At 60.0% G+C, this 19,837-nt stretch carries 20 protein-coding genes and 1 tRNA gene; 7 read left to right on the forward strand and 14 right to left on the reverse strand.

The window, feature by feature from the left end:
• Positions 1 to 2: 2 nt before the first annotated feature.
• A complete protein-coding gene (locus tag BUE38_RS11105) occupies positions 3 to 626 on the reverse strand; it encodes a LysE family translocator (RefSeq protein WP_073435274.1) in 624 nt (207 codons plus the stop codon).
• 134 nt (positions 627 to 760) lie between these two features.
• Positions 761 to 837, reverse strand: a tRNA-Arg gene (locus BUE38_RS11110).
• A gap of 502 nt (positions 838 to 1,339) precedes the next feature.
• Between BUE38_RS11110 and BUE38_RS11115 the strand changes: the two genes are divergently transcribed.
• The gene (locus BUE38_RS11115; protein ID WP_143166289.1) at positions 1,340 to 2,263 is read left to right on the forward strand and encodes a c-type cytochrome; all 924 of its coding nucleotides are present in this window, start codon (positions 1,340 to 1,342) and stop codon (positions 2,261 to 2,263) included.
• 387 nt (positions 2,264 to 2,650) lie between these two features.
• Here the strand turns inward: BUE38_RS11115 and rep are convergent, their stop codons facing one another.
• The 3 genes from rep to pyrE form a co-directional block, all read right to left on the reverse strand.
• Positions 2,651 to 4,729 carry a DNA helicase Rep gene (gene rep / locus BUE38_RS11120; RefSeq protein WP_073435275.1) on the reverse strand — a complete coding sequence of 693 codons (2,079 nt, stop codon included), beginning with the start codon at positions 4,727 to 4,729 and terminating at the stop codon, positions 2,651 to 2,653.
• The gene (trmL, locus tag BUE38_RS11125) at positions 4,726 to 5,256 is read right to left on the reverse strand and encodes a tRNA (uridine(34)/cytosine(34)/5-carboxymethylaminomethyluridine(34)-2'-O)-methyltransferase TrmL (RefSeq protein ID WP_073435276.1); all 531 of its coding nucleotides are present in this window, start codon (positions 5,254 to 5,256) and stop codon (positions 4,726 to 4,728) included. The genes rep and trmL overlap by 4 nt, the downstream gene beginning before the upstream one ends.
• A gap of 88 nt (positions 5,257 to 5,344) precedes the next feature.
• The gene (gene pyrE / locus BUE38_RS11130) at positions 5,345 to 6,043 is read right to left on the reverse strand and encodes an orotate phosphoribosyltransferase (RefSeq protein WP_073435277.1); all 699 of its coding nucleotides are present in this window, start codon (positions 6,041 to 6,043) and stop codon (positions 5,345 to 5,347) included.
• Positions 6,044 to 6,135: 92 nt separating this feature from the next.
• Between pyrE and BUE38_RS11135 the strand changes: the two genes are divergently transcribed.
• Positions 6,136 to 6,903 (forward strand): exodeoxyribonuclease III, encoded by a 768-nt coding sequence (locus tag BUE38_RS11135; protein WP_073435278.1) that lies wholly within the window; start codon positions 6,136 to 6,138, stop codon positions 6,901 to 6,903.
• 152 nt (positions 6,904 to 7,055) lie between these two features.
• On the opposite strand, the gene rph is transcribed toward BUE38_RS11135, so the two are convergent.
• The gene (gene rph / locus BUE38_RS11140; protein ID WP_073435279.1) at positions 7,056 to 7,793 is read right to left on the reverse strand and encodes a ribonuclease PH; all 738 of its coding nucleotides are present in this window, start codon (positions 7,791 to 7,793) and stop codon (positions 7,056 to 7,058) included.
• A gap of 169 nt (positions 7,794 to 7,962) precedes the next feature.
• Here rph and BUE38_RS11145 point away from each other — a divergent pair, with 169 nt between their 5' ends.
• Both BUE38_RS11145 and BUE38_RS11150 read left to right on the forward strand, forming a co-directional pair.
• On the forward strand, positions 7,963 to 8,859 hold the full coding sequence (locus BUE38_RS11145; RefSeq protein ID WP_073435280.1) for a YicC/YloC family endoribonuclease: 897 nt from the start codon (positions 7,963 to 7,965) through the stop codon (positions 8,857 to 8,859).
• A 286-nt stretch (positions 8,860 to 9,145) separates the two neighbouring features.
• Positions 9,146 to 10,063, forward strand: a complete 918-nt coding sequence (locus BUE38_RS11150) for an Abi family protein (protein WP_073435446.1) — start codon at positions 9,146 to 9,148, stop codon at positions 10,061 to 10,063.
• Between the two features lie 362 nt (positions 10,064 to 10,425).
• Here BUE38_RS11150 and BUE38_RS11155 read toward each other — a convergent pair whose 3' ends face one another.
• The 3 genes from BUE38_RS11155 to BUE38_RS11165 all read right to left on the reverse strand — a co-directional run bounded on the left by BUE38_RS11155 (position 10,426) and on the right by BUE38_RS11165 (position 12,541).
• A complete protein-coding gene (locus BUE38_RS11155; RefSeq protein WP_073435281.1) occupies positions 10,426 to 11,715 on the reverse strand; it encodes a type II toxin-antitoxin system HipA family toxin in 1,290 nt (429 codons plus the stop codon).
• Between the two features lie 10 nt (positions 11,716 to 11,725).
• Complete coding sequence (locus BUE38_RS11160; RefSeq protein WP_073435282.1) at positions 11,726 to 12,013, reverse strand: helix-turn-helix domain-containing protein; 288 nt, start codon at positions 12,011 to 12,013, stop codon at positions 11,726 to 11,728.
• 183 nt (positions 12,014 to 12,196) lie between these two features.
• On the reverse strand, positions 12,197 to 12,541 hold the full coding sequence (locus BUE38_RS11165; protein WP_073435283.1) for a carboxymuconolactone decarboxylase family protein: 345 nt from the start codon (positions 12,539 to 12,541) through the stop codon (positions 12,197 to 12,199).
• 247 nt (positions 12,542 to 12,788) lie between these two features.
• On the opposite strand from BUE38_RS11165, the gene BUE38_RS11170 reads away from it, so the two are divergent.
• Complete coding sequence (locus tag BUE38_RS11170) at positions 12,789 to 13,358, forward strand: TetR/AcrR family transcriptional regulator (protein ID WP_073435284.1); 570 nt, start codon at positions 12,789 to 12,791, stop codon at positions 13,356 to 13,358.
• Between the two features lie 135 nt (positions 13,359 to 13,493).
• Entirely contained in the window at positions 13,494 to 14,930 is a 1,437-nt protein-coding gene (locus BUE38_RS11175; protein WP_084541885.1) for an FAD-binding oxidoreductase, read from the forward strand.
• A 132-nt stretch (positions 14,931 to 15,062) separates the two neighbouring features.
• On the opposite strand, the gene BUE38_RS23260 is transcribed toward BUE38_RS11175, so the two are convergent.
• Positions 15,063 to 15,317 carry a hypothetical protein gene (locus BUE38_RS23260; protein WP_234986931.1) on the reverse strand — a complete coding sequence of 85 codons (255 nt, stop codon included), beginning with the start codon at positions 15,315 to 15,317 and terminating at the stop codon, positions 15,063 to 15,065.
• Here BUE38_RS23260 and rhuM point away from each other — a divergent pair.
• Positions 15,237 to 15,533, forward strand: coding sequence for a RhuM family protein (gene rhuM, locus BUE38_RS23265; RefSeq protein WP_234986929.1), 297 nt, complete (start codon positions 15,237 to 15,239; stop codon positions 15,531 to 15,533). The genes BUE38_RS23260 and rhuM overlap by 81 nt on opposite strands.
• Here rhuM and BUE38_RS11185 read toward each other — a convergent pair.
• The 4 genes from BUE38_RS11185 to BUE38_RS11200 form a co-directional block, all read right to left on the reverse strand.
• Positions 15,467 to 16,765, reverse strand: a complete 1,299-nt coding sequence (locus BUE38_RS11185; protein WP_073435285.1) for an aminotransferase class V-fold PLP-dependent enzyme — start codon at positions 16,763 to 16,765, stop codon at positions 15,467 to 15,469. The genes rhuM and BUE38_RS11185 overlap by 67 nt on opposite strands.
• Before the next feature lie 31 nt (positions 16,766 to 16,796).
• Entirely contained in the window at positions 16,797 to 18,290 is a 1,494-nt protein-coding gene (locus BUE38_RS11190; protein ID WP_073435286.1) for a tripartite tricarboxylate transporter permease, read from the reverse strand.
• Between the two features lie 105 nt (positions 18,291 to 18,395).
• The gene (locus BUE38_RS11195; protein ID WP_084541887.1) at positions 18,396 to 18,842 is read right to left on the reverse strand and encodes a tripartite tricarboxylate transporter TctB family protein; all 447 of its coding nucleotides are present in this window, start codon (positions 18,840 to 18,842) and stop codon (positions 18,396 to 18,398) included.
• Complete coding sequence (locus BUE38_RS11200; protein ID WP_073435288.1) at positions 18,827 to 19,810, reverse strand: Bug family tripartite tricarboxylate transporter substrate binding protein; 984 nt, start codon at positions 19,808 to 19,810, stop codon at positions 18,827 to 18,829. Before BUE38_RS11200 ends, BUE38_RS11195 begins: the two co-directional genes overlap by 16 nt.
• Positions 19,811 to 19,837 lie beyond the last annotated feature (27 nt).

The following is a 19,837-nucleotide window of genomic DNA, read 5'->3' on the forward strand; positions in this document are numbered from 1 at the left end:
TCTCAACTGGCGGGTCGCTTCATCGCCAGCAGACCAATGCTGAAAACCACCATCAATCCTCCACTGGCACGATTGAACCATTGCATGGTTCGACCGCTGCGTAGATATCTGCCGACCTTGCAGCCCAGCAATGCATAGAGGGCCACCGCCACCAGCTCCATCAGCAGGAAGAGTGCACCCAACAGGGTAAAGCTCAGCGCATAGTCATCCGGTGCCACAAACTGAGGCAGAAAGGCGGTAAAGATCAGAATCGCCTTGGGATTGCCCGCCGCTACCAGGAACTCCTGACGCATCAGCCGCCAACACGATTGATCGGTGGGAGTGTCCATCATCGCCACCTGTGGCTTGCTCATCAGCAGCTTGACGCCCAGCCACGCCAGGTAGGCGGCACCGACCCACTTCACTACCAGAAAGAACCACATGGAGGTTGTCAGCAGTGTTCCCAGCCCGATACCCGCGGCGGCTATCATCGGAATGAACGCAACGATACGACCCAAGGCTGCAGTGATGGCCTTCAACGGCCCGACACGCGCTGCATTGGTCGTAACCAGCAGGTTGTTCGGTCCAAATGCCATGTTCAGTGCAAAACAGGCGGGCAGAAACACCAACAGAAGCTCCAGGGTCATCTCGACTCCCTCGGTTGCTCATCCTCGATCAGGGCCAGAGCACCAGCTTGGCACTTGAAGGGATTTCCTGCATCAGAAAACGAAAAAACGGCCACCGCGATGATTCGCTAAGTGACCGTTTTTACTGATGTTTATGGCGCGCCCTAAAGGATTCGAACCTTTGACCTTTGCCTCCGGAGGGCAACGCTCTATCCAGCTGAGCTAAGGGCGCACACGTTGCAGGTTGTTGGCCGGTATCGCAAAGCGATACTGGGCAACGCTCCCCTCGCAAGCGAGGGTCCGGTCTTCTGCGCTGCATCGCAGAAGCCGCGTATCGGGGAAAAGCCGTGCTTTTCCTGATCCGAATACGCCCAGCTGAGCTAAGGGCGCACACGTTGCAGGTTGTTGGCCGGTATCGCAGGGCGAGAAGCCGGTCGGCTGCGCTGCATCGCAGGAGCCGTGAAAGCGTGTTTCACGGCGTGGCATATCCTACCCCGCGTGTTGCCTGGTGTCCACCCGAACCGGTCAGGAACCCTGCTCCAACGCGCATACCAGGCGGTCTGGGACCTTTGGGCATTTTCGCGATTTGGGGGTTCTCGCTATACTGCCGGCACTGTACGTCGCTTGGCGAAGGATCATTGCAACGCCGGCACCAATAACAAAGGGAACTGTGGCGCGTCAGCATCGCTCCAGTTGCCGGAATTCGAATAACTACCGTGACTGAGGTGATTAGAGTGAAATCCAGCAAGCTGATCATCGGATGCCTCATCTGCATGGGGTTGGCATCTGGCCAGGCGATGGCAGAAGACAACACCGATCTCGATGCCATGGCGGAACGCCTGAAGCCTGTAGGGGAAGTCTGCCTCAAGGGTGAGGACTGTGGCACCGCCCAGACCGCAGCCGCCAGTGGCGACGCCAGCGGTGGTGCCGCAGATGGTGAATCGATCTATGGCAGTGTCTGCATGGCCTGCCACGATACCGGCGCGGCAGGTGCGCCCAAACGTGGTGAGGAGGCCGACTGGGCCGAGCGCTCGACCAAGGGCTTCGAGACTCTGCTGGATCACGCCGTCAACGGCTTCAATGCCATGCCTGCTCGTGGTGGCAACCCCAACCTGAGTGACGAGGAAGTACGCGCTTCGCTGGTATATCTGGTCGAGCCGGTCATGGAAGTTCCTGCCGCGGAGGACAGTGCGCCAGCCGAGGAGGAGACAGCCACCGACGAGGCCGCTGGCGAAGGCGCTGCCAGCGAGGAAGCGCCGGATACTGCCGCCGAAGACAGCGCACCTGCTGAGGATCAGGACACGGCAGCGGACGCCAGTGGTGGCGAAGATGCGGCGGCCGATGAAGAGGCTGCGGCTTCCGAGCAAGGCGGTGATGACGCAACAGCAGAAGAATCTGCCGAGGCTGATGCTGCGGACACCACCGGTATCGACGGCCAGGCCGTGTATGAGAGCGTCTGCTTTGCCTGCCATGACACCGGTGCCGCCAATGCGCCCAAACGTGGCGATGCTGCCATCTGGGAACCGCGCCTCGCCGAAGGCAAGGAAACGCTCTACGAAAATGCCATCAATGGGCTAAACGCCATGCCTGCCAAGGGCGGGCGTCCGTCATTATCCGATGAGGAAGTGAAGGCGGCCGTGGACTATATGGTTCAGTAGGTTCAAACGGCCAGGCATGAAAACGGGGTGCTGGCTGGCACCCCGTTTTTCGTTATCCACAACCGAGACTCGCCCGCTGGCTGTGGATAAGGCATGTATGCCACTAGTGTGGCGTCCCACAAGTTGGCATGATTTCAGCGCGTCATACAGGGTCGATGGCCAGGCGCCGATTGCAGGGAATGGCGACACCCTTGCCAAAAGCGGCAACACCGCCAGCGGCCCGGTATGGCGCGCCCCGTGGGAACCATCAGGTGCCGCTGATGCTGTGTTGTGTCCCTGGTCCATATAGTCGATATGAACGGCGGAACACGCCAGGGTGCTGGACCACGTGCCCCAACGGCACCTGATGGTTCTGAAACACGATGAACTTGCGGGACACCACACTGGCTAATCCAGCAACGAGCGCAGTCCGGCAATGGCGCTCTTGCCACGTTCCTGCTTGCGTTCCGGGTCCTCGCGATCGGCGCGCCCTTCCCACTCCAGATCCTCCGGCGGGAGTTCATCAAGGAAGCGGCTGGGCACGCAGTCCATCATTTCACCGAACGCCTTGCGCTGGCGAGCCAGCGTCATGGTCAGGGTCTGGCGTGCTCGGGTGATGCCCACATAGGCCAGACGACGCTCTTCCTCGACGGTACCGGCCTCGATGGAATTGCGGTGCGGCAGCAGCTCCTCTTCCAGCCCCATCAGGTAGACATGCGGAAATTCGAGGCCCTTGGAGGCATGCATGGTCAGGAGCTGTACACGGTCGGAGTCGTCCTCCTCGGCCTGCTGCTCGAGGATGTCACGCAATACCAGCCGTGAGATGGCCGCCTCGACGCTGTCGGTTTCAGTGTCCTCGCTGGCCGTGCTCTCTTCCGGGTCGGACTGCATCGACTTCTCGAGCTGATCGATCAGGATCCACACATTGCCCATGCGTCGCTCGGCAATGGTCGGCGCACTGGCATTCTGGTAGAGCCAGGCCTCGTAATCCATCTCACGCATCATGTCGCGAATCGCGGCGATGGCATCACCGCCGTCCATGCGCCGGCGCACCCCGTCAATGAAGTGTGTGAAGCGCGTCAGACGCTCAACCGCGCGGGTCGGCAACTGCTCGGCGAGCCCCAGTTCCTGGCAGGCAGAAAACAGCGAGATGCTGCGATCGGTAGCGTAGTTGGCCAGCTTCTCCAGCGTCGTGGGACCGATCTCGCGGCGCGGTACATTGACGATGCGCAGGAAGGCGTTGTCATCGGCCGGGTTGATCAGTAGCCGCAGGTAGGCCATGGCGTCCTTGATCTCGCCACGCGAGAAGAACGAGGTGCCACCGGAGAGCTTGTAGGGAATCTGGTAGTGCTGGAGCTTCAACTCCAGCAGACGCGCCTGGAAGTTGCCGCGATAAAGCACGGCAAAATCCTTCCAGGCCGCACGTTCCTTGATGCGTCGAGTGAGGATCTCGCTGGCAACGCGCTCGGTTTCGGCTTCCTCGTGACGGGTGACCACTATGCGGATCGGGTCGCCCTTGCCCATCTCCGACCACAGCGTCTTGTCATAGACGTGAGGGTTGTTGGCGATCAGGGTGTTGGCGGCATGCAGGATGATGCCGGTAGAGCGATAGTTCTGCTCCAGCTTGATGACGTTGAGGCGCGGGAAGTCCTCGCCGAGGGTGACGAGGTTCTCCGGACGAGCGCCACGCCAGGCGTAGATCGACTGATCGTCATCGCCCACCACGGTAAAGGTCTGACGCTCGGCCATCAGCATGCGCACCAGCATGTACTGGCTGATGTTGGTGTCCTGGTACTCGTCGACCAGCATGTAGTGGATCTTGCGCCGCCAGCGCTCCAGTGCCTCGGGGTTGTCTCGCAGCAACACCACCGGCAGCAGGATCAGGTCATCGAAGTCGACAGCATTGTAGGCCTTGAGGTGGCGGACATAGGCCTCGTAGACCCGTGCGGCATACTGCTCGTCCTCGCTGGAGGCATGGGACAACGCCTGACCGGGCAGCACCAGATCATTCTTCCAGTTGGAGATGGCCGCCTGCACCTGGTTGATCTGATCGGCCTCGACCTGGGCGTCCTTGTTCATCAGGTCACGCAGCAGGGCCTTGGCATCCTCCGGGTCGAACAGCGAGAAGCCCGGCTTGTAGCCGAGTGCCTTGAGCTCACCACGGATGATGTTGAGTCCCAGGGTGTGGAAGGTCGAGACCGTCAGACCATGGCCCTCACGCCCCTTGAGCATGCTGCTGACACGCTCCTTCATCTCGCGAGCGGCCTTGTTGGTGAAGGTCACGGCGGCAATCCGCCGGGCACTCATGCCACATTCCTGGATCAGGTAGGCGATCTTGGTGGTGATCACGCTGGTCTTGCCGGAGCCGGCCCCCGCCAGCACCAGACAGGGGCCGTCGATATAACGCACCGCCTCCTGCTGACGCGGATTGAGCTTGCGCAGTCGCTGGGCGATGGTCATCGAAATCGGGGAAGGAGGCGTGCTCATGAGGGCTCTCCAGCATCCGCTGAGGGCGGTATATCACCCGCTGAGGGCTCTCCGACATCCACTTGCGCGGCTCCAGCAAAACCGAGCTGCCGCCAGGCTTCAAACACCAGAATCGCACAGGCATTGGAGAGGTTGAGACTGCGGCTGTCCGGCAGCATGGGTATACGCAGCCGCTGCTCCTGCGGAAGGGTATCGATCATGCTCTGGGGCAGGCCGCGCGTCTCTGGACCAAACACCAATGCATCTCCCGGCTGATAATGCGGCTGATGATAGCCACAGCGCCCGCGTGTCGACACGGCAAAGATCCGCGAAGGTTCTACACTTGTCACAAAAGCGTCCCAATCAGCATGCACCTGAACTCGAGTCCATTCATGGTAGTCGAGTCCAGCACGCCGGAGACGCTTGTCATCGAGCTCGAAACCAAGCGGTTCGATCAGGTGCAGGCGAAACCCGGTATTGGCACACAGCCGGATCAGGTTACCGGTGTTCGGTGGAATCTCGGGCTGATACAGCACCACGTCGAGCATAACAGAGCCACCCAGCAGCTGACGGACGGCAAATCACCAGGACAGCGCCCTGGTAACGTACTGCCGATGGTGATTCATGGAGAGAAGATCAGGCGCGAACGCCGTAGCGGTCGCGGTACGCACGGATAGCATCGGCATACCCCTTGAGGCTGTCACCGGCATGAGCTTCCAGCCAGGTGAGCAGCTGATCCAGGTTGACGATACTGATCACCGGCATGCCATAACGTGCCTCGACCTGCTGGATGGCGCTCTGATCGCTATCCTCGGTGGCACGCTCCTGGCGATCCAGTGCGACTACCACGCCTGCCGCCTCGGCTTGTGCCGCCTGAATCAGGCCCATCACTTCGCCGATCGCAGTACCTGCGGTAATCACATCGTCGATGATCAGGATACGCCCTTCCAGCGCCGCGCCGACGATATTGCCGCCTTCGCCATGATCCTTGGCCTCCTTGCGATTGAACGCAAAAGGCATATCGCGGTCATGATGATCGGCCAGGGCGACTGCCGTCGTGGCCGCCAGAGAGATACCCTTGTACGCCGGACCGAACAGAACGTCGGCCGACAGGCCGCTGGCGCTGATTGCCTGCGCGTAGAAGCGCCCGAGGCGAGCAAGGGCACTACCGGTCTTGAACAGGCCGGCATTGAAGAAATACGGGCTTATCCGCCCCGACTTGAGAGTGAACTCACCGAAACCGAGCACACCCTGCTCGATGGCGAATTCGATGAACTCTCGTTGGTAGGATTCGAGGCGCGTTGCGCCTGGCTGGTCATTTGCACGGTCAGCCACGAGGCCTCCTTATCATGTTTATCAATCGGGGCCATTTACCCAAACGTCGAAACGTCGGGTATCATACACGCGCGACGCAAAAGGGACTACGTATGAAAATCGCCAGCATCAATGTCAACGGCATCCGCGAGGCCGTCGGTCGAGGCTTTCTCGACTGGCTTGCCAACCAGGACGCCGACGTTGTCTGCGTCCAGAATCTCAAGGCCAAAAGCTTCGAACTGGACGACAGCATCCTCTACCCGGAAGGCTATGAGGGTTACTTCCTCGACGCCGAACAGGACGGCTTCTCCGGTGTAGGTATCTACTGCCGCAAGATTCCCAAGGCCATCATGTACGGTCTGGGCTTTCCGCAGTGTGACCATGAAGCCCGCTTCCTGCAGGCCGACTACGATCGTTTCAGCATCGCCAGCTTCCTGATGCCCGACGGTAGTGATCCGGCCGCCAAGCAGGCGTTCATGGAACAGTATCAGGAATATCTGTCGAAGATGGCTCGCAAACGCCGCGAGTACATCATCTGCGGTACCTGGCACATTGCGCACAAGACCATCGACCTGGCCAACTGGTCGGATAACCAGAGCACGCCCGGATTCAAGCCCGACGAGCGCGCCTGGATGGATCAGGTGTTCGGCCCGACCGGCTTCATCGATACCTTCCGCGAGATCAATCGCGATGGTGACGAATACACCTGGTGGCCGAAACTCGACTCTGAAGAGCCGCGTACTCGTCAGGAAGGCTGGCGTCTCGATTACCAGATCGTAGGCCCCAACTTCCGTCGTCATATCACTGACGCCTGGATCGACTACGACGCAACGTTCTCCGAGTACGCGCCGCTTATTGTCGAGTACGACCTGCAGCTGTAATCCCGTCCCGTGTCGCCGTCTGGCCCTGGTCCGGGGCCGGATCCCGAAGCGCCGGCCCTTCTGGGGCCGGCGCTGTGGTTATCTGGACGCGGTATTCGGCTGCGGTAGCGTCATGCCCAAAGGCTCGATCTCGGAAACTCGGTCTCGGAAACCTAGTCCAGGAACCCCAGGGCTTCACGCTGATGGGCGAACAGTTCGGCCCCAGCCTTGTCGGCCAGGTCGAGCATGGCGTTGAGCTTGTGGCGATCGAAGGAGCCGGACTCGGCTGTGCCCTGCACTTCGATCATCTCGCCGTTCTCGCACAGCACGACGTTCATGTCGGTGTCGGCCCCGGAGTCTTCCGGGTAATCCAGATCGACCACCGGCCGGCCCTTGTAAAGGCCCACGGAGATCGAGCTGACCAGTTGCTTGAACGGGTCGGATGAAATCAGCTTCTCGCGCTGCAAGTAGCGAATGGCATCGACCAGCGCCACGCAGCCGCCGGTGATGGACGCTGTACGTGTACCACCATCCGCCTGGATCACGTCGCAATCTACAGTGATGGTGAACTCACCGAGTTTCTTCAGGTTCACTGCCGCGCGTAGAGAACGACCGATCAGTCGCTGAATCTCCAGGGTGCGACCACCCTGCTTGCCTCGCGCTGCCTCACGCCCACCTCGAGTGTGAGTCGCTCGCGGCAGCATACCGTACTCGGCAGTGATCCAGCCCTGACGCTTGCCACGCAACCAGCGCGGCACACCCGTCTCGATGCTGGCAGTACAGATCACCTTGGTATCACCGAACTCCACCAGCACCGAACCCTCGGCATGGCGCGTGTAGTCACGGGTGATGCGAATCTCGCGGGTTTCGTCAAAAGCGCGTCCGCTGGGACGTCGAATGTCCGAAGACATGGCACCTCTCTCGTTCCACGCCGCCTGGCAGGGTGTTCGCTGATATCCAGCCATCCCCCTCCCTGGCGACATGGAGCATGGATTTGGGAATCGGGCGCCCATTCTACACGGTATCGACCCGGAATCGGGTACACTGCATGCGTTCCACCTCACCGCCAGGAGGCTATCCATGGTTCACCGTTCAGAGGTTCGCAATTCAAGCGCCGTTCACAGCATGACCGCCTTTGCCCGCCAGCAGCATGCAGCGGAGTGGGGCAGCCTGCAACTCGAGCTGCGCTCGGTGAACCAGCGTTACCTCGAACCGCACTTCCGGCTGCCGGAAGCGCTGCGTGAACTGGAACCCGTTTTCCGGGAAACCCTGCGCAGCCGCCTGCATCGTGGCAAGGTCGAATGCGCCCTGCGCTTCGAACCCAGCGAGGCCAACGAGACACTATCGGTCAGTCAGGAGCGTCTCGCGGCACTGTCCTTCGCCCTCGGCGAAGTGCGCAAGGCACTGCCCGATGCCCCGATGCCCAATGCACTGGAACTGCTCGACCATCCCGGCGTACTGCAGACGTCCGGTCTCGACATGGACACGATCAAGCAGGCCGCCAGCGAACTGTTCGAGCAGGCGCTGGATGACCTGATCGAATGCCGCCAGCGTGAAGGGGAAAAGCTCAAGGCACTGATCGAGGAACGTCTGGCCGCGATCAGCGAACTGGTCAGCGAAGTCCGCACCATGATGCCGGACATCCTCGAACGTCAGCGCACTCAACTGGAAGAGAAGCTGGCCACCCTGACAGCAGAACTCGACTCTCAGCGCCTCGAGGCCGAAGTGGTGCTGATGGCCCAGAAGGCCGATGTGGCCGAGGAGCTCGACCGCCTCGACACTCACGTCAGCGAAGTGGCTCGTCAGCTCAAGCAGAAAGGCCCGGTCGGCCGCCGTCTCGATTTCCTGATGCAGGAACTCAACCGCGAGGCCAACACCCTGTCATCCAAGTCCGTGGTCGCTGATACCACCCGCTGCGCTGTTGAGCTCAAGGTACTGATCGAGCAGATGCGGGAGCAGATACAGAATATCGAGTAGTGTGCTCACGCGTTTTCATCGGCCAGAGCCCATATCACAAGGACATGTTTTAATGGGATTTTCCAACAAAAAAACAGCTTGATATGTTGCAGGATGTACTCACATGCAAGGCCATTATCAGCTCAAGTCTTCTACGATCAAGTCACTGGAGCGCAAAGGGGCCCCTGCAGAGTGGCCGATGGGACAACCTCTTCTTTGAGGTCAAGGAGACACAAGCACTGGAGGCCACTGCGTGACACCAGCGCCTAAACCCTGGAAATCCTTCGAAGAGCAACTCGCGCTCCTCATGAAGCGAGGCCTTCAGGTGGACGACCGCGAGGCGGCCATGAGCTACCTCGAGCGTATCGGCTACTACCGTCTCAGTGGTTACTGGTACTCGTTCCGGCAGCTTGTCCTCGAACAGGACGACAACGGCCGGGTCACCCACTGCCGCAGCAACACCTTCATCGAGGGCAGTCACTTTCGAGATATCGTGCAGCTCTGCGTCTTCGACAAGAGGTTGCGACTTCTGGCGCTGGACGCGTTGGAGCGTATCGAGATGGCTCTACGCGTGGACATTGCCCATCTACTGGGTGAGCAAGACATTCATGCTCACGAGAACCCCCAGTGCCTCCACGGCCACTTCAGCAAGAAGGTGCAGAAGAAAAGCTATGCGAAAGGAAGAACATGGCATCAGGTGTGGCTGAGCAAGTATGAAGATCACCTGCACCGTGCCCGTCGCGAGCCCTTCGTGGTGCACTACCTCAACAAGTACGGGCGGCTACCGATATGGGTAGCCATTGAGGTATGGGACTTCGGCATGATGTCCAAGCTCTACGCTGGCATGAAGTCAGCGGATCAGGACCAAATCGCCACCAAGTATGGCGCTCAGAACGGACGCACCTTGGCCGAGTGGCTCCGCAGCCTGAACTTTATCCGCAACGTATCTGCTCACCACAGCCGACTATGGAACATCAACGTGCTGGAGCGGTCAGCGCCACTGACCGATGATGCGTTCTGGCAGGCGCTGGACAACGCGCGCCCCTTTTTCTATTTCTGCCTGATGCAGAAACTGATGCGGATTATCTGCCCAAACTCCACATGGGGCCAGAGATTTCAATCACTTATGGAAGAGTTCCCTCAGGCACAGGCAGGGGCTGTCAGCCTACGGGACAGCGGACTGATGGAGGACTGGCAATCGTGGGAGCTATGGCAGCAGGGGTGAGAAACGAGAGCCGACGCGTACACAGAAGACTGTGAAGAGGCGCCGGGCGTATTACCATGAAGTATAGCGACGCCACATGATGTGTCAACCGGCGCGAGCGAGTAACAAGCTGCGCCGCAACAAGTACCACCAGAAAGCTTCCGCTCGTGGCGCAGGGCTAACCGCCCATAATACCCTGCGCTCAGTTGGCCAGGACCGCATACACGGCGTGGGTGGTGGGTAATGTGGTGGGTTCTACCAAGGCCCACCAGCAACCGCGTGATCCTCTGGACCGCAGGAGATACTAATCTTGCTGGCCTGTTCAGATCCAGAATATCGAGTGATCTTTTCTGGTTCAGGCCTGCACAGGCATTCGGCCAGCATCACGCCAGCAAATGCCTGTTGGCCTTCCAGGTCTCATCGAGATGCCGCTGAATCAGTGCCTTGGTAGCCGGTTTGATACCCAAGGAAGCGGCAACGGCACTGAAACTGGCCAGGCTGGAGGCTACCTCCTCGATTGCCTGGCGCGCTTCATTCCAAGTGGCAAAGTTGGCCGTCGCTGCCAGTTTCTGAATGGCCTTGAGCGAAGGGCATTTACCATGGCCAGCATATGCCGTGGCATGTTCGCCAAAGGGATTTGGGCTGAAGGTGGTATCGTAGAAAGGCGACAATGACCAATTGCCGGAGTCATCCTGCAGAAACGCCCAGTTCTTGCTGTGATCGTCCTGACTGACGGCGAACAGGTTGAACATGGCTCGCCGGAATTGTCGTTGACCGGCACTGGGCCCACATAATGTACTGCTGGCCTTGATCAGGTCCTCATAATCCAGGCTGGGGGTACGGAAATCCGCATCCAGCAGACCGCAGGCACTATGCATATGCCACCGCCCGGCACTTTCTGTTGTGTCTACAACCCAATCGAAGCGCTTCAGGGCCAGCCACTGCCTCGCTCCAGAATCACCGAGTGCCGGCAGCAGCTGCCATTCGGGCACTATCAGTCCGGCCTGCTCAGCCATGGTCAGCCAGGCTGCCTCACAGAGGCCCTCTTCATGCCCGAGAGGGAGATTGCGCGGAGTGAACTTGACCAGCCAGGCCTGGTCTCCTGGCAAGGGTTGGGCCCGACAGTACTGGAAGTCCTCTCCGGAGAGATAGACCTGCGCCTTGGGTCGGGCACCACCGGAACTCCCTACAGCAGCCAGCATGGCCAGCACTTCATCGGTCTGGCCTTCGAACAATGCCTGTGCCTGCATGCCCAGCGCCTGAAGGTCCAGAGCTTCGCCAGTCCCTGTTTCTGCATAGGGTGAGTGAGGCCGGTAACTCAGTGCTCCCATCCCCCGGTCACCAATAAACGTCAGTCGGTCCATGGCGGTAACCTGAGTCGGCGCTATGCCATGCTGACGGAACACCCTGTCCATCAGCAACATGCCCCACCCGTCCGGCAAGGAATCAGCAAAGACACCATGCAAACCTGAGTGTGGCACGGCGGGTGCGTGCTGCAACTGGTCCGTCCATGCCAGACTGAACGGAGACGGGTTGCTGCCACTGCTCAGGTAGTCAGCATCATATTGGAAGAAGACGCCCTGGCGATTCTGGGCCAGTAAACCAACCAACTGCCGGCCACCATCACTCAAGGTGCGCCACACCTCCAGCTTCTGGATCGGAAAAGCACTCATCGGGGCAGTCTCAACTGGAAAGTACTTCGTCTATGGAGGTGGGCAAGCGCTCAGTCGGCGACTCCGGCTCGGTCAATGCCTGCAATCTGGCCAGATCATCCAGGCTTTGCCACAGCAGCAGGAACTGCCTGAGTGAGATCAGCCCCGTCGTTTCGAATTTCTTGATGGTCGACTCAGGTACCGTACTGCGCTCAGCCAGCGCAGTGCGGGAAAGCTTGCCCGTCTTGCGACAGCCCCTGAGGTAGTCAGCCAGACTCTGTTGAACCTCGGAAGTGGAGACCAAGGAATATTGGGTCATGGGCCAAATATGCATTGGATACAGTGATGTCCAATATTAGCACTGAGCCGCATTTTTAGACATTACCATGTCCAAAAATAGCGCACACTTCCAAAACCGGCAACACCGCCAGCGACCCTCCATGGCGCGCCCATCGGGCGCCATCAGGCGCTGAACCGGGCTCCGACCGCGCGGGCCTTGCCGTCAGGAGTCGGGAAGCTGATCGTAAGCTTCGATGACATGGGCGGAGTAAACCATGGCGGCTCCCGCATTCAGTGCCACTGCCACGCCCAACGCCTCAGTAATCTCCCCACGGGTCGCGCCATAGCCCACAGCCTTCTTGACGTGTACAGAGATGCAGCCGTCACAACGTGTAGTCACCGCTACCGCAAGTGCAATCAGTTCATGAACCTTGGGCTCCAGGTGGCCGGTCTGTTGCGCAGCGCCATCAATCGCCATCAACCCTTTGAGTACACCGGGACTATCCGTGGAGTAGTCGGCGATGCGCTCCATCAAGGTTTCACGGTGGGTGTTCCAGTCCTTCATCATGGCAGTTGTTCCTGTATCACATTGAAGCCGGGCACCAGGGTTGGCACGCGGAGACATGGGGGTTCAGCAATCGGATAGACATACATTCACGGCATGTCATTCCTCGGTTGACGATCAACAACCTACCTTCTGGTAGGTAGGTTGTCAAACCAGTCCAACTCCCCCATTCCGCCACCGCATCAGCTGGCTATCTACCTATCAGAAGATAGCTTACAATTCCGGTCAAAATCTGACCGGAACCATTGTCATGGCAATCGATACTCGTGCTGCATTGCTCAAGCATGCCGAGTTCTTCATTCGCACCCAGGGTTACTCCGCATTCAGCTACGCGGATCTGGCGGATTGCGTCGGCATAAGAAAAGCCAGCATCCACTATCATTTTCCCAGGAAAGACGATCTCATTCAGGAGCTTCTCAGCTCATATCGCACTCAGTTTCATCAAGATCTTCGCAATTTCGAAGCCAATAGTACGTCCCCCATGGAACGACTCCGGGCCTACGGTGAGCGATTTGCCAAAAGCTTCGATAATCATATGCTGCCGTTCTGCTGTGCATTGGCGGCTGAAAGATCGGCGCTTCCAGAATCGATTCGTAGCGAAGTGCACAAGGACTTCATGTTTCAGCTGGAATGGCTGACCCGCATCATTGGTGATGGGATAGCGGCGGGGCAGCTAAGTGAAACTCGTCCCGCAGACGAGGTGGCAGTCTCGCTCCTCAGTGCTCTGGAGGGGGGCAGTATCATAGGGTGGGCACTACAGGAGCGGCGTCCTGTCCTGGCAGCCTTTACCGCGATGTTGGGGACCCTCGAGCTGGGTTGACGCTATCTCGCGCTTCCGAATGAGGCCTGTTGCAGCAACTGCTTCAGTTCAGCGTTCTCTCCCTCTTTCGCACCCAATCTATTGCGGTATGCTGTCTTCACAATAGATAGCCTGCTCACTGCATAAAGGTGCCTCATGTCCAACACTGATACCGCCTCCGCGGCCGAGTCCCATCAGAGAGTTTTCCTGCCTCCTCGCCCTTCTGCGGAGGTCATCTCGGCGCTGCTCGCAGAGCTGGAGCCCTTGCTCGGAGAGCGGATCACCACGGCTACGGGCGTTCGTGAGCAGCATGGGCATGATGAATCCTGGCATCACCCCGCGGCGCCGGATGCGGTGTGCTTTCCGCATTCGACCGAGGAAGTGTCGGCGGTGGTCAAGGCTTGTGCGCGCTTGAATGTACCGGTGATTCCCTATGGCGTCGGCACTTCGATCGAAGGGCAGGTCATCGCCGAACATGGCGGTCTCTGTGTAGATCTCTCGGCGATGAATCAGATCATCAAGGTGCGGCCCGAGGATATGGATGCCACGGTGCAGCCGGGCGTGACCCGCAATCAACTCAATACCGATCTGCGCGCCACCGGATTATTCTTCTCTGTTGATCCGGGTGCCGATGCCAGCATGGGCGGCATGGCCTCGACCCGCGCCAGCGGCACCAATACCGTGCGCTACGGCACCATCCGCGAGAACGTGCTGTCACTGACGGTGGTCATGCCGGATGGTCGCATCGTGCGAACCGGCAGCCGCGCGCGCAAGTCGGCGGCAGGCTATGACCTGACCCACCTGATGATTGGCGCCGAGGGAACCCTTGGCATCATCACTGAACTTACCGTCAAACTGCACGGTCTGCCCGAAGCGATATCCTCGGCCACGGTAGCCTTCGAGGATGTTGCCGGAGCGGTCAACACCGTGATCGCCTCGATCCAGTACGGCATCCCCATGGCTCGCATCGAGTTGCTGGATGCGTTGTCGATGCGGGCGGTCAACCAGTTCTCGAAACTCGACTATGCCGAGAAGCCGACACTGTTTCTCGAGTTCCACGGCACCCACGCCGGAGTCCGAGAACAGGCCGAGGCGTTGGCCGAACTCTGTGGTGAATTCGGGGGCAGCGATTTCGCCTGGGCCACGCAGGAGGAAGATCGCCAGAAACTGTGGCAGGCCCGCCACGATGCTGCCTATGCCGCCAGGCAACTCCGCCCAGGCATGGAGTTCCTCGCCACCGACATCTGTGTGCCCATCTCGAAGTTGGCCGAATGCATCGAGGCCACTGAGCAGGACGTGCAGGAAAGCGGCCTGGTGGCGCCGTTGCTTGGCCATGTCGGGGACGGCAACTTCCATCTGGTGGTGGTGATTGACCGCAACAGTGATGACGAGATCACCAACCTCAAGGCCTTCAATGCACGGCTGGTGCAGCGCGCACTCCAGGCCGGAGGCACCTGTACGGGGGAACACGGCATCGGCATGGGCAAGCGGGGTTACATGGCCGATGAACACGGCGAAGCACTGAGCGTCATGCGTGCCATCAAGATGGCACTCGACCCCCAGGGCATCATGAACCCGGGCAAGATGGTGTAGCGGCGAGCCATTCACGGTGGCAGGCACCAACTGCCGCCAGACTCCTCTGCAAGTCTATGCCGCTGGGCTCACGGCGACATCAACTCCCCACCTCATCATCTACGCTTGCATGAATGACGCCGGATGAGGTGATCAATACAAAGCGCGCAGATTCAGATATTCACCAGTGAAGATGGCGTGGCACAGCTGGAGGTCACACTCGACCAGGAGACCGTGTGGCTGAGTCAGACACAGATGGGGCAGCTGTTTGATACTTCTATCGGCAACATCAGCCTTCACCTGAAGAATATCTACAAGGAGAAGGAATTGAGTGAACTGGCAACTACCGAGGATTTCTCGGTAGTTCGTCAGGAAGGCAAGCGCCAGGTCCGACGCCAGATCAAACACTACAACCTCGACGCCATCATCTCGGTCGGCTATCGCGTCGCCAGTGGGCTATCCAAATACAGTCCACGGGCATCAGGCCCCCTATCCCCAGCATACTTCCCTGTTGATACGAGGCCGGTTGATACGAGGCCTATTGAACACTGGCCGGATTACTGGTCGTTCAGGATGCTGCCGAGTGCTTTCAGGCAGGCATCCACTTCATCGACGGTGTTGTAGTGCGCCAGCGAGACGCGGGTCACCGAGGGCAACCCCAGCGGGCGCAGGATGTTGCCGGAGAAGGTGTCGTCCTTGCGGGCATGCACTCGAATACCGTGCTCGCCAAGCCGGGCGACAATCTCTACTGCATCGCGCCCTTCCACGGCAAAGGACACCACGCCTTCCCGCCATGGGGAGTCGGCCTCACCGATCAGACGTACGCCAGGCAGGCGAGCGAGCCCGGCCTGTGTCTCACTGCCGTGAATCAAGCGAGTCGTCAGTGCGACCTCCTGAGCATGCATGGCGTGCGCTGCGGCCAGCAGACGTTCGCGTCGTGATGCCGCGCTGAAATGTCCGCCCAGCCATGCCAGATAGGCCACCATCTCGCTGACGGCGGCGAAAGCCGCCGGATCGCGGCTACCCAACTCCCACGCGTCGTCCGGTTTGCCCAACAGGCGGTCGTGATCCACGCAACTGAGTCGCGGTGACAACCATGCATAGCCATTGTTGAACTGACAGAAGGTCTTGTACATCGAAACCACATAGCCATCGACGCCATAGTTGGCCACGTCGATATCACCGTGGGGCGCATGCTGAATGCCATCGACGATGATGTAGCATTGAGGGGCGATATGGCGGATAGCACGGGCGATAGCAGCAACATCCTGAGCCATGCCGGTCACCGGACTGGTATGCAGAATCGTTGCCACGCGGGTATCCGGGCGCACTACCTGAGCATAGTGCTCGGCGGTAACGCGGCCGCTGGTGGTATCGAACGGCACCGTCAGCCACTCACGGTGGGTGCGGCGCGCCCATTGGGCGGTGCCATCGAAGCTGGACGGATGCTCCAGCTCGCAGGCGACGATGCTGCCACCTTCTACAGCCGCCGTGGCAGCGGCACGAATCAGACGAAACAGGCACTCGCTGCCGGTCTCTCCGCTGATGATCACGCCTTCCCCGGCACCGAAGAACTCACGCAGCGCATTACGTCCGTCGTCGACGACCTGCTCGATGGCCCGCGAGGCGTCGTTGTCACGGTGCGCATTGTCCGGCACGGCGGCCACTTCCGCAGCACGTTGCACAACAGCCTTGAGCGTCAGCGAGCCTCCGGCATTCTCGAAGAACACGCGCTTGCCGGTATAAGGACATTGATCAACATGGTGAAAGCGCTCACGGATGGCACTCAACAACTCACTCGAAAAACCATCGCTCTGCGTCTCGGGCCGCACGACCCGCTCAGGGGTTATCGTCATAATGTCTGTCTCCAGCATCCAGAAGAGAAGGTCAGGCAACGGCGCACTGGCGCTGCCGCCAGCGGCGCCACAACGGAATCACCAGCGCCAGCACGACCAGCAGGCAGAGTGCCAATGACAACGGGCGGGTGAAGAAAGTGGTCAGATCCCACTGGGAAATCTGCATGGCGCGGCGGAAATTGACCTCCAGAATCGGCCCCAGAATCAGCGCGATCACCAGCGGCGCCGCCGGATAACGCCAACGCTCCATGAAGTAGCCCATCAGCCCGCAGGCCATGGTCAACCACACATCGAACATCTCGTTACGCAGGGCATAGGTTCCCACCAGACTGAACAGCAGGATCATCGGTCCGAGTACCGCTCCCGGCACCCGTGTCACCTTGACCATATAGCGGCACAGCCACAGGCCAAGCACGGCGAACATCAGGTTGGCGAACAACAGCGACACGATCAGCGTGTAGGTGCTTTCGGCATGTTGAGTGAACAGCGACGGCCCTGGAATCATGCCGTGAATGGTCAGCCCGCCGACAAATACTGCCGTTACCGCATTGCCGGGAATCCCCAGCGTCAACGTCGGGATCAGAGTGCCACCGGTCACCGCATTGTTGGCCGCCTCCGATGCCGCTACGCCCTCGATCTCACCCTTGCCGAAGGTCTCGGGATGGCTCGAGTGGCGGCGCGCCTCGTTGTAGGAGATGAAGGCGGCGATGCTGGTCCCGGCTCCCGGCAGGATGCCGACGACTGAACCAATCACCGAGGAGCGACACAGGGTTCGCAGACAACGCTTCAGGTCAGCCCAATACGGCAGGCTGCGCCCCTGCATGCGCTGGGCTTCTCCCGACAGCACACCGCCATCCCGAGGTATGCACAGGTTGAAGGCTTGAGAGACCGAGAACAGGCCGATCAATACCGGCAGCAACGGCACGCCATCGAACAGTTCACCCTGACCGAAGGTGAAGCGCTGCTCTCCGGTAAAGGCATCCAGCCCGACGGTCGCCAGTATCAACCCCAGCGCCGCGGACAGTACGCCCTTCACCGGTCGCTCGGAAACCACCCCGACAATGGTGACCAGACCGAAGATCGCCAGCCAGGTATATTCCTGAGGACCAAAGGCCAGAGCAACCTTCGACAGTGGCGGCGCAATGGCCAACAGCACAATGACGCTGACCAGACCACCGAACAGCGAGGCCAGTGTTGCCATGCCGATGGCCTCGCCGCCACGTCCCGCCGCCGCCATCGGATAACCATCCAGCGCGGTGGCAATGGAGGCATCGGTGCCCGGCGTTCGCAACAGAATGGCGGTGACCGAGCCGCCATAGACCGAACTGACATAGACGGCGCCGAGCAGGATCAGGGCGAGATCCGGCGGCATGTTGAAGGTGATGGGAATACACAGCGCCACCCCCATGGTCGACGAAAGCCCCGGCAACGCACCGATGAGTATGCCGGCAAGGGTGCCCAGCACCAGCGTCAGCAATGCCGTTGGCGTCACCACATTGGCGAGGGCTGTAAGCAGGATGTCCATATTGCGTTTCCGGTGTCGTTGAGGCCTGAGCCGCTATTTTCTCCACGGCCCTGCCTCGCCAGGGTTCTGGTCCGGCCGAGGTTCTGGTCTGGCCGAGATGTCGCCTTAGATCGCCAGCCAACCTGCCGGCAGTGGCACTGCCAGCAGTCGGGCAAAGACCAGGTAGATGCCCAGCGTGAATCCAACAGCGAGCAGTAACGTGGTTCTCCAGCTCAGGCGTGCCAGCAGCTTCAGGTTGAAGATCAGAAACAGCGGCAGGACGATGAAGGTCCCCACCGGTTCGATCAGTACCAGCAACGCCACCACCCCGAGGCACCACAGTCCCAGCCGCTGCCGATCAGACGGTGCCGGTCGTTGGCTCGCGCCTTCCGCACGACGACAGGTCAAGGCCAGCCAGACGCAGGCCAGCAGACCCAGCCCTCCGACAATTATCGGGAAGACGCCCGCATCACCACGCATTCCCCAGCCAGCCACCGCCACGCTGAAACAGACAATGGCGGCAATCAGCGCTACCAGCCGATCGATACCATGGAACGTCATGGCTCGATCCATGGATCCTGATCCCAGACAGCCTTGAGGCTGTCCTGACTGGCCTTCAGGGATGCGGCATATTCATCGCCATACAGCGGATCGAGGGGCATGTTGAGTCTGGCCAGTTCGGCCTCGAATTCGGGGTTCTCGATGACCTCACGGGTCACCTCGAGCAACCGGGCATAGACGTCATCCGGTACTCCGGCAGGCAATGCCAGTCCTCTGGATGCAGAAGACACCACCTCGTAGCCCTGCTCCGCACCAGTCGGCACATCGGCAATCGCCTCCATGCGCTGGTTCGACCACACCGCCAGACCACGCACCTCACCTTCATTGATATGGGCAGCGGCTTCCGACATGTTGCCTTCGAAGGCGTCGATATGACCGCCGAGCAACGCTGCTGTCGCTTCGGCATTACCATTGAAGGACACGAAGTTGAGGTCGATTCCCGCTGCAGCGGCAAAGTTGAGCGCGGCAAGATGGTCATCACCACCCACTCCCTCGTGGGACACGGTCACCGAACGTGGCTCCGCCCGCACCGCGGCCACCAGTTCCTCCAGCGACTGCCAGGGGCTATCCGCAGCCACGGCCAGTACACCGGGATCAGTGACCACGTTGGCCAACGGCTGAAGGTCGTCCAGGCTGTAGCCAACGGTATCGGCGCGGGTAAAGGGATGTGTCTCCACCGAGGGTGAGTTGATCAAGCCAAGGGTGTAACCATCCGGATCAGCATTGGCCAAGTGCACCCAGCCCAGCTCGCCTCCCGCTCCCGGCTTGTTGACCACCACAACGCGCTGCCCCAGCGCTTCCTCAGCGTATTTGGCAAAGATCCGCGCCATGGTGTCGGTGCTGCCACCGGCGCCATAGGAAACGATCATCTGAATCGGCTTGTTCGGGTAATCCTCGGCCAGAGCGGACGGGGACACTCCCACGCTCAGCGCCAGCGCGGCAAGTGCCACGCCCCCACAACGGGAAATCGAAAGCTGCATGGTGATGACTCTCCTGTCTTGCTGTTG

This window comes from Halomonas cupida, from assembly GCF_900142755.1.
Classification (GTDB): domain Bacteria; phylum Pseudomonadota; class Gammaproteobacteria; order Pseudomonadales; family Halomonadaceae; genus Halomonas; species Halomonas cupida.

Excerpts from the sequence above, each read along its gene's own strand:
- BUE38_RS11105 (WP_073435274.1), bottom strand. The coding sequence starts at position 626 with ATGACCCTGGAGCTTCTGTTGGTGTTTCTGCCCGCCTGTTTTGCACTG.
- rep (WP_073435275.1), bottom strand. The coding sequence starts at position 4,729 with ATGAGCACGCCTCCTTCCCCGATTTCGATGACCATCGCCCAGCGACTG.
- trmL (WP_073435276.1), bottom strand. The coding sequence starts at position 5,256 with ATGCTCGACGTGGTGCTGTATCAGCCCGAGATTCCACCGAACACCGGT.
- BUE38_RS11135 (WP_073435278.1), top strand. The coding sequence starts at position 6,136 with ATGAAAATCGCCAGCATCAATGTCAACGGCATCCGCGAGGCCGTCGGT.
- rph (WP_073435279.1), bottom strand. The coding sequence starts at position 7,793 with ATGTCTTCGGACATTCGACGTCCCAGCGGACGCGCTTTTGACGAAACC.
- BUE38_RS11145 (WP_073435280.1), top strand. The coding sequence starts at position 7,963 with ATGGTTCACCGTTCAGAGGTTCGCAATTCAAGCGCCGTTCACAGCATG.
- BUE38_RS11150 (WP_073435446.1), top strand. The coding sequence starts at position 9,146 with ATGAAGCGAGGCCTTCAGGTGGACGACCGCGAGGCGGCCATGAGCTAC.
- BUE38_RS11155 (WP_073435281.1), bottom strand. The coding sequence starts at position 11,715 with ATGAGTGCTTTTCCGATCCAGAAGCTGGAGGTGTGGCGCACCTTGAGT.
- BUE38_RS11160 (WP_073435282.1), bottom strand. The coding sequence starts at position 12,013 with ATGACCCAATATTCCTTGGTCTCCACTTCCGAGGTTCAACAGAGTCTG.
- BUE38_RS11165 (WP_073435283.1), bottom strand. The coding sequence starts at position 12,541 with ATGATGAAGGACTGGAACACCCACCGTGAAACCTTGATGGAGCGCATC.
- BUE38_RS11170 (WP_073435284.1), top strand. The coding sequence starts at position 12,789 with ATGGCAATCGATACTCGTGCTGCATTGCTCAAGCATGCCGAGTTCTTC.
- BUE38_RS11175 (WP_084541885.1), top strand. The coding sequence starts at position 13,494 with ATGTCCAACACTGATACCGCCTCCGCGGCCGAGTCCCATCAGAGAGTT.
- BUE38_RS11185 (WP_073435285.1), bottom strand. The coding sequence starts at position 16,765 with ATGACGATAACCCCTGAGCGGGTCGTGCGGCCCGAGACGCAGAGCGAT.
- BUE38_RS11190 (WP_073435286.1), bottom strand. The coding sequence starts at position 18,290 with ATGGACATCCTGCTTACAGCCCTCGCCAATGTGGTGACGCCAACGGCA.
- BUE38_RS11195 (WP_084541887.1), bottom strand. The coding sequence starts at position 18,842 with ATGGATCGAGCCATGACGTTCCATGGTATCGATCGGCTGGTAGCGCTG.
- BUE38_RS11200 (WP_073435288.1), bottom strand. The coding sequence starts at position 19,810 with ATGCAGCTTTCGATTTCCCGTTGTGGGGGCGTGGCACTTGCCGCGCTG.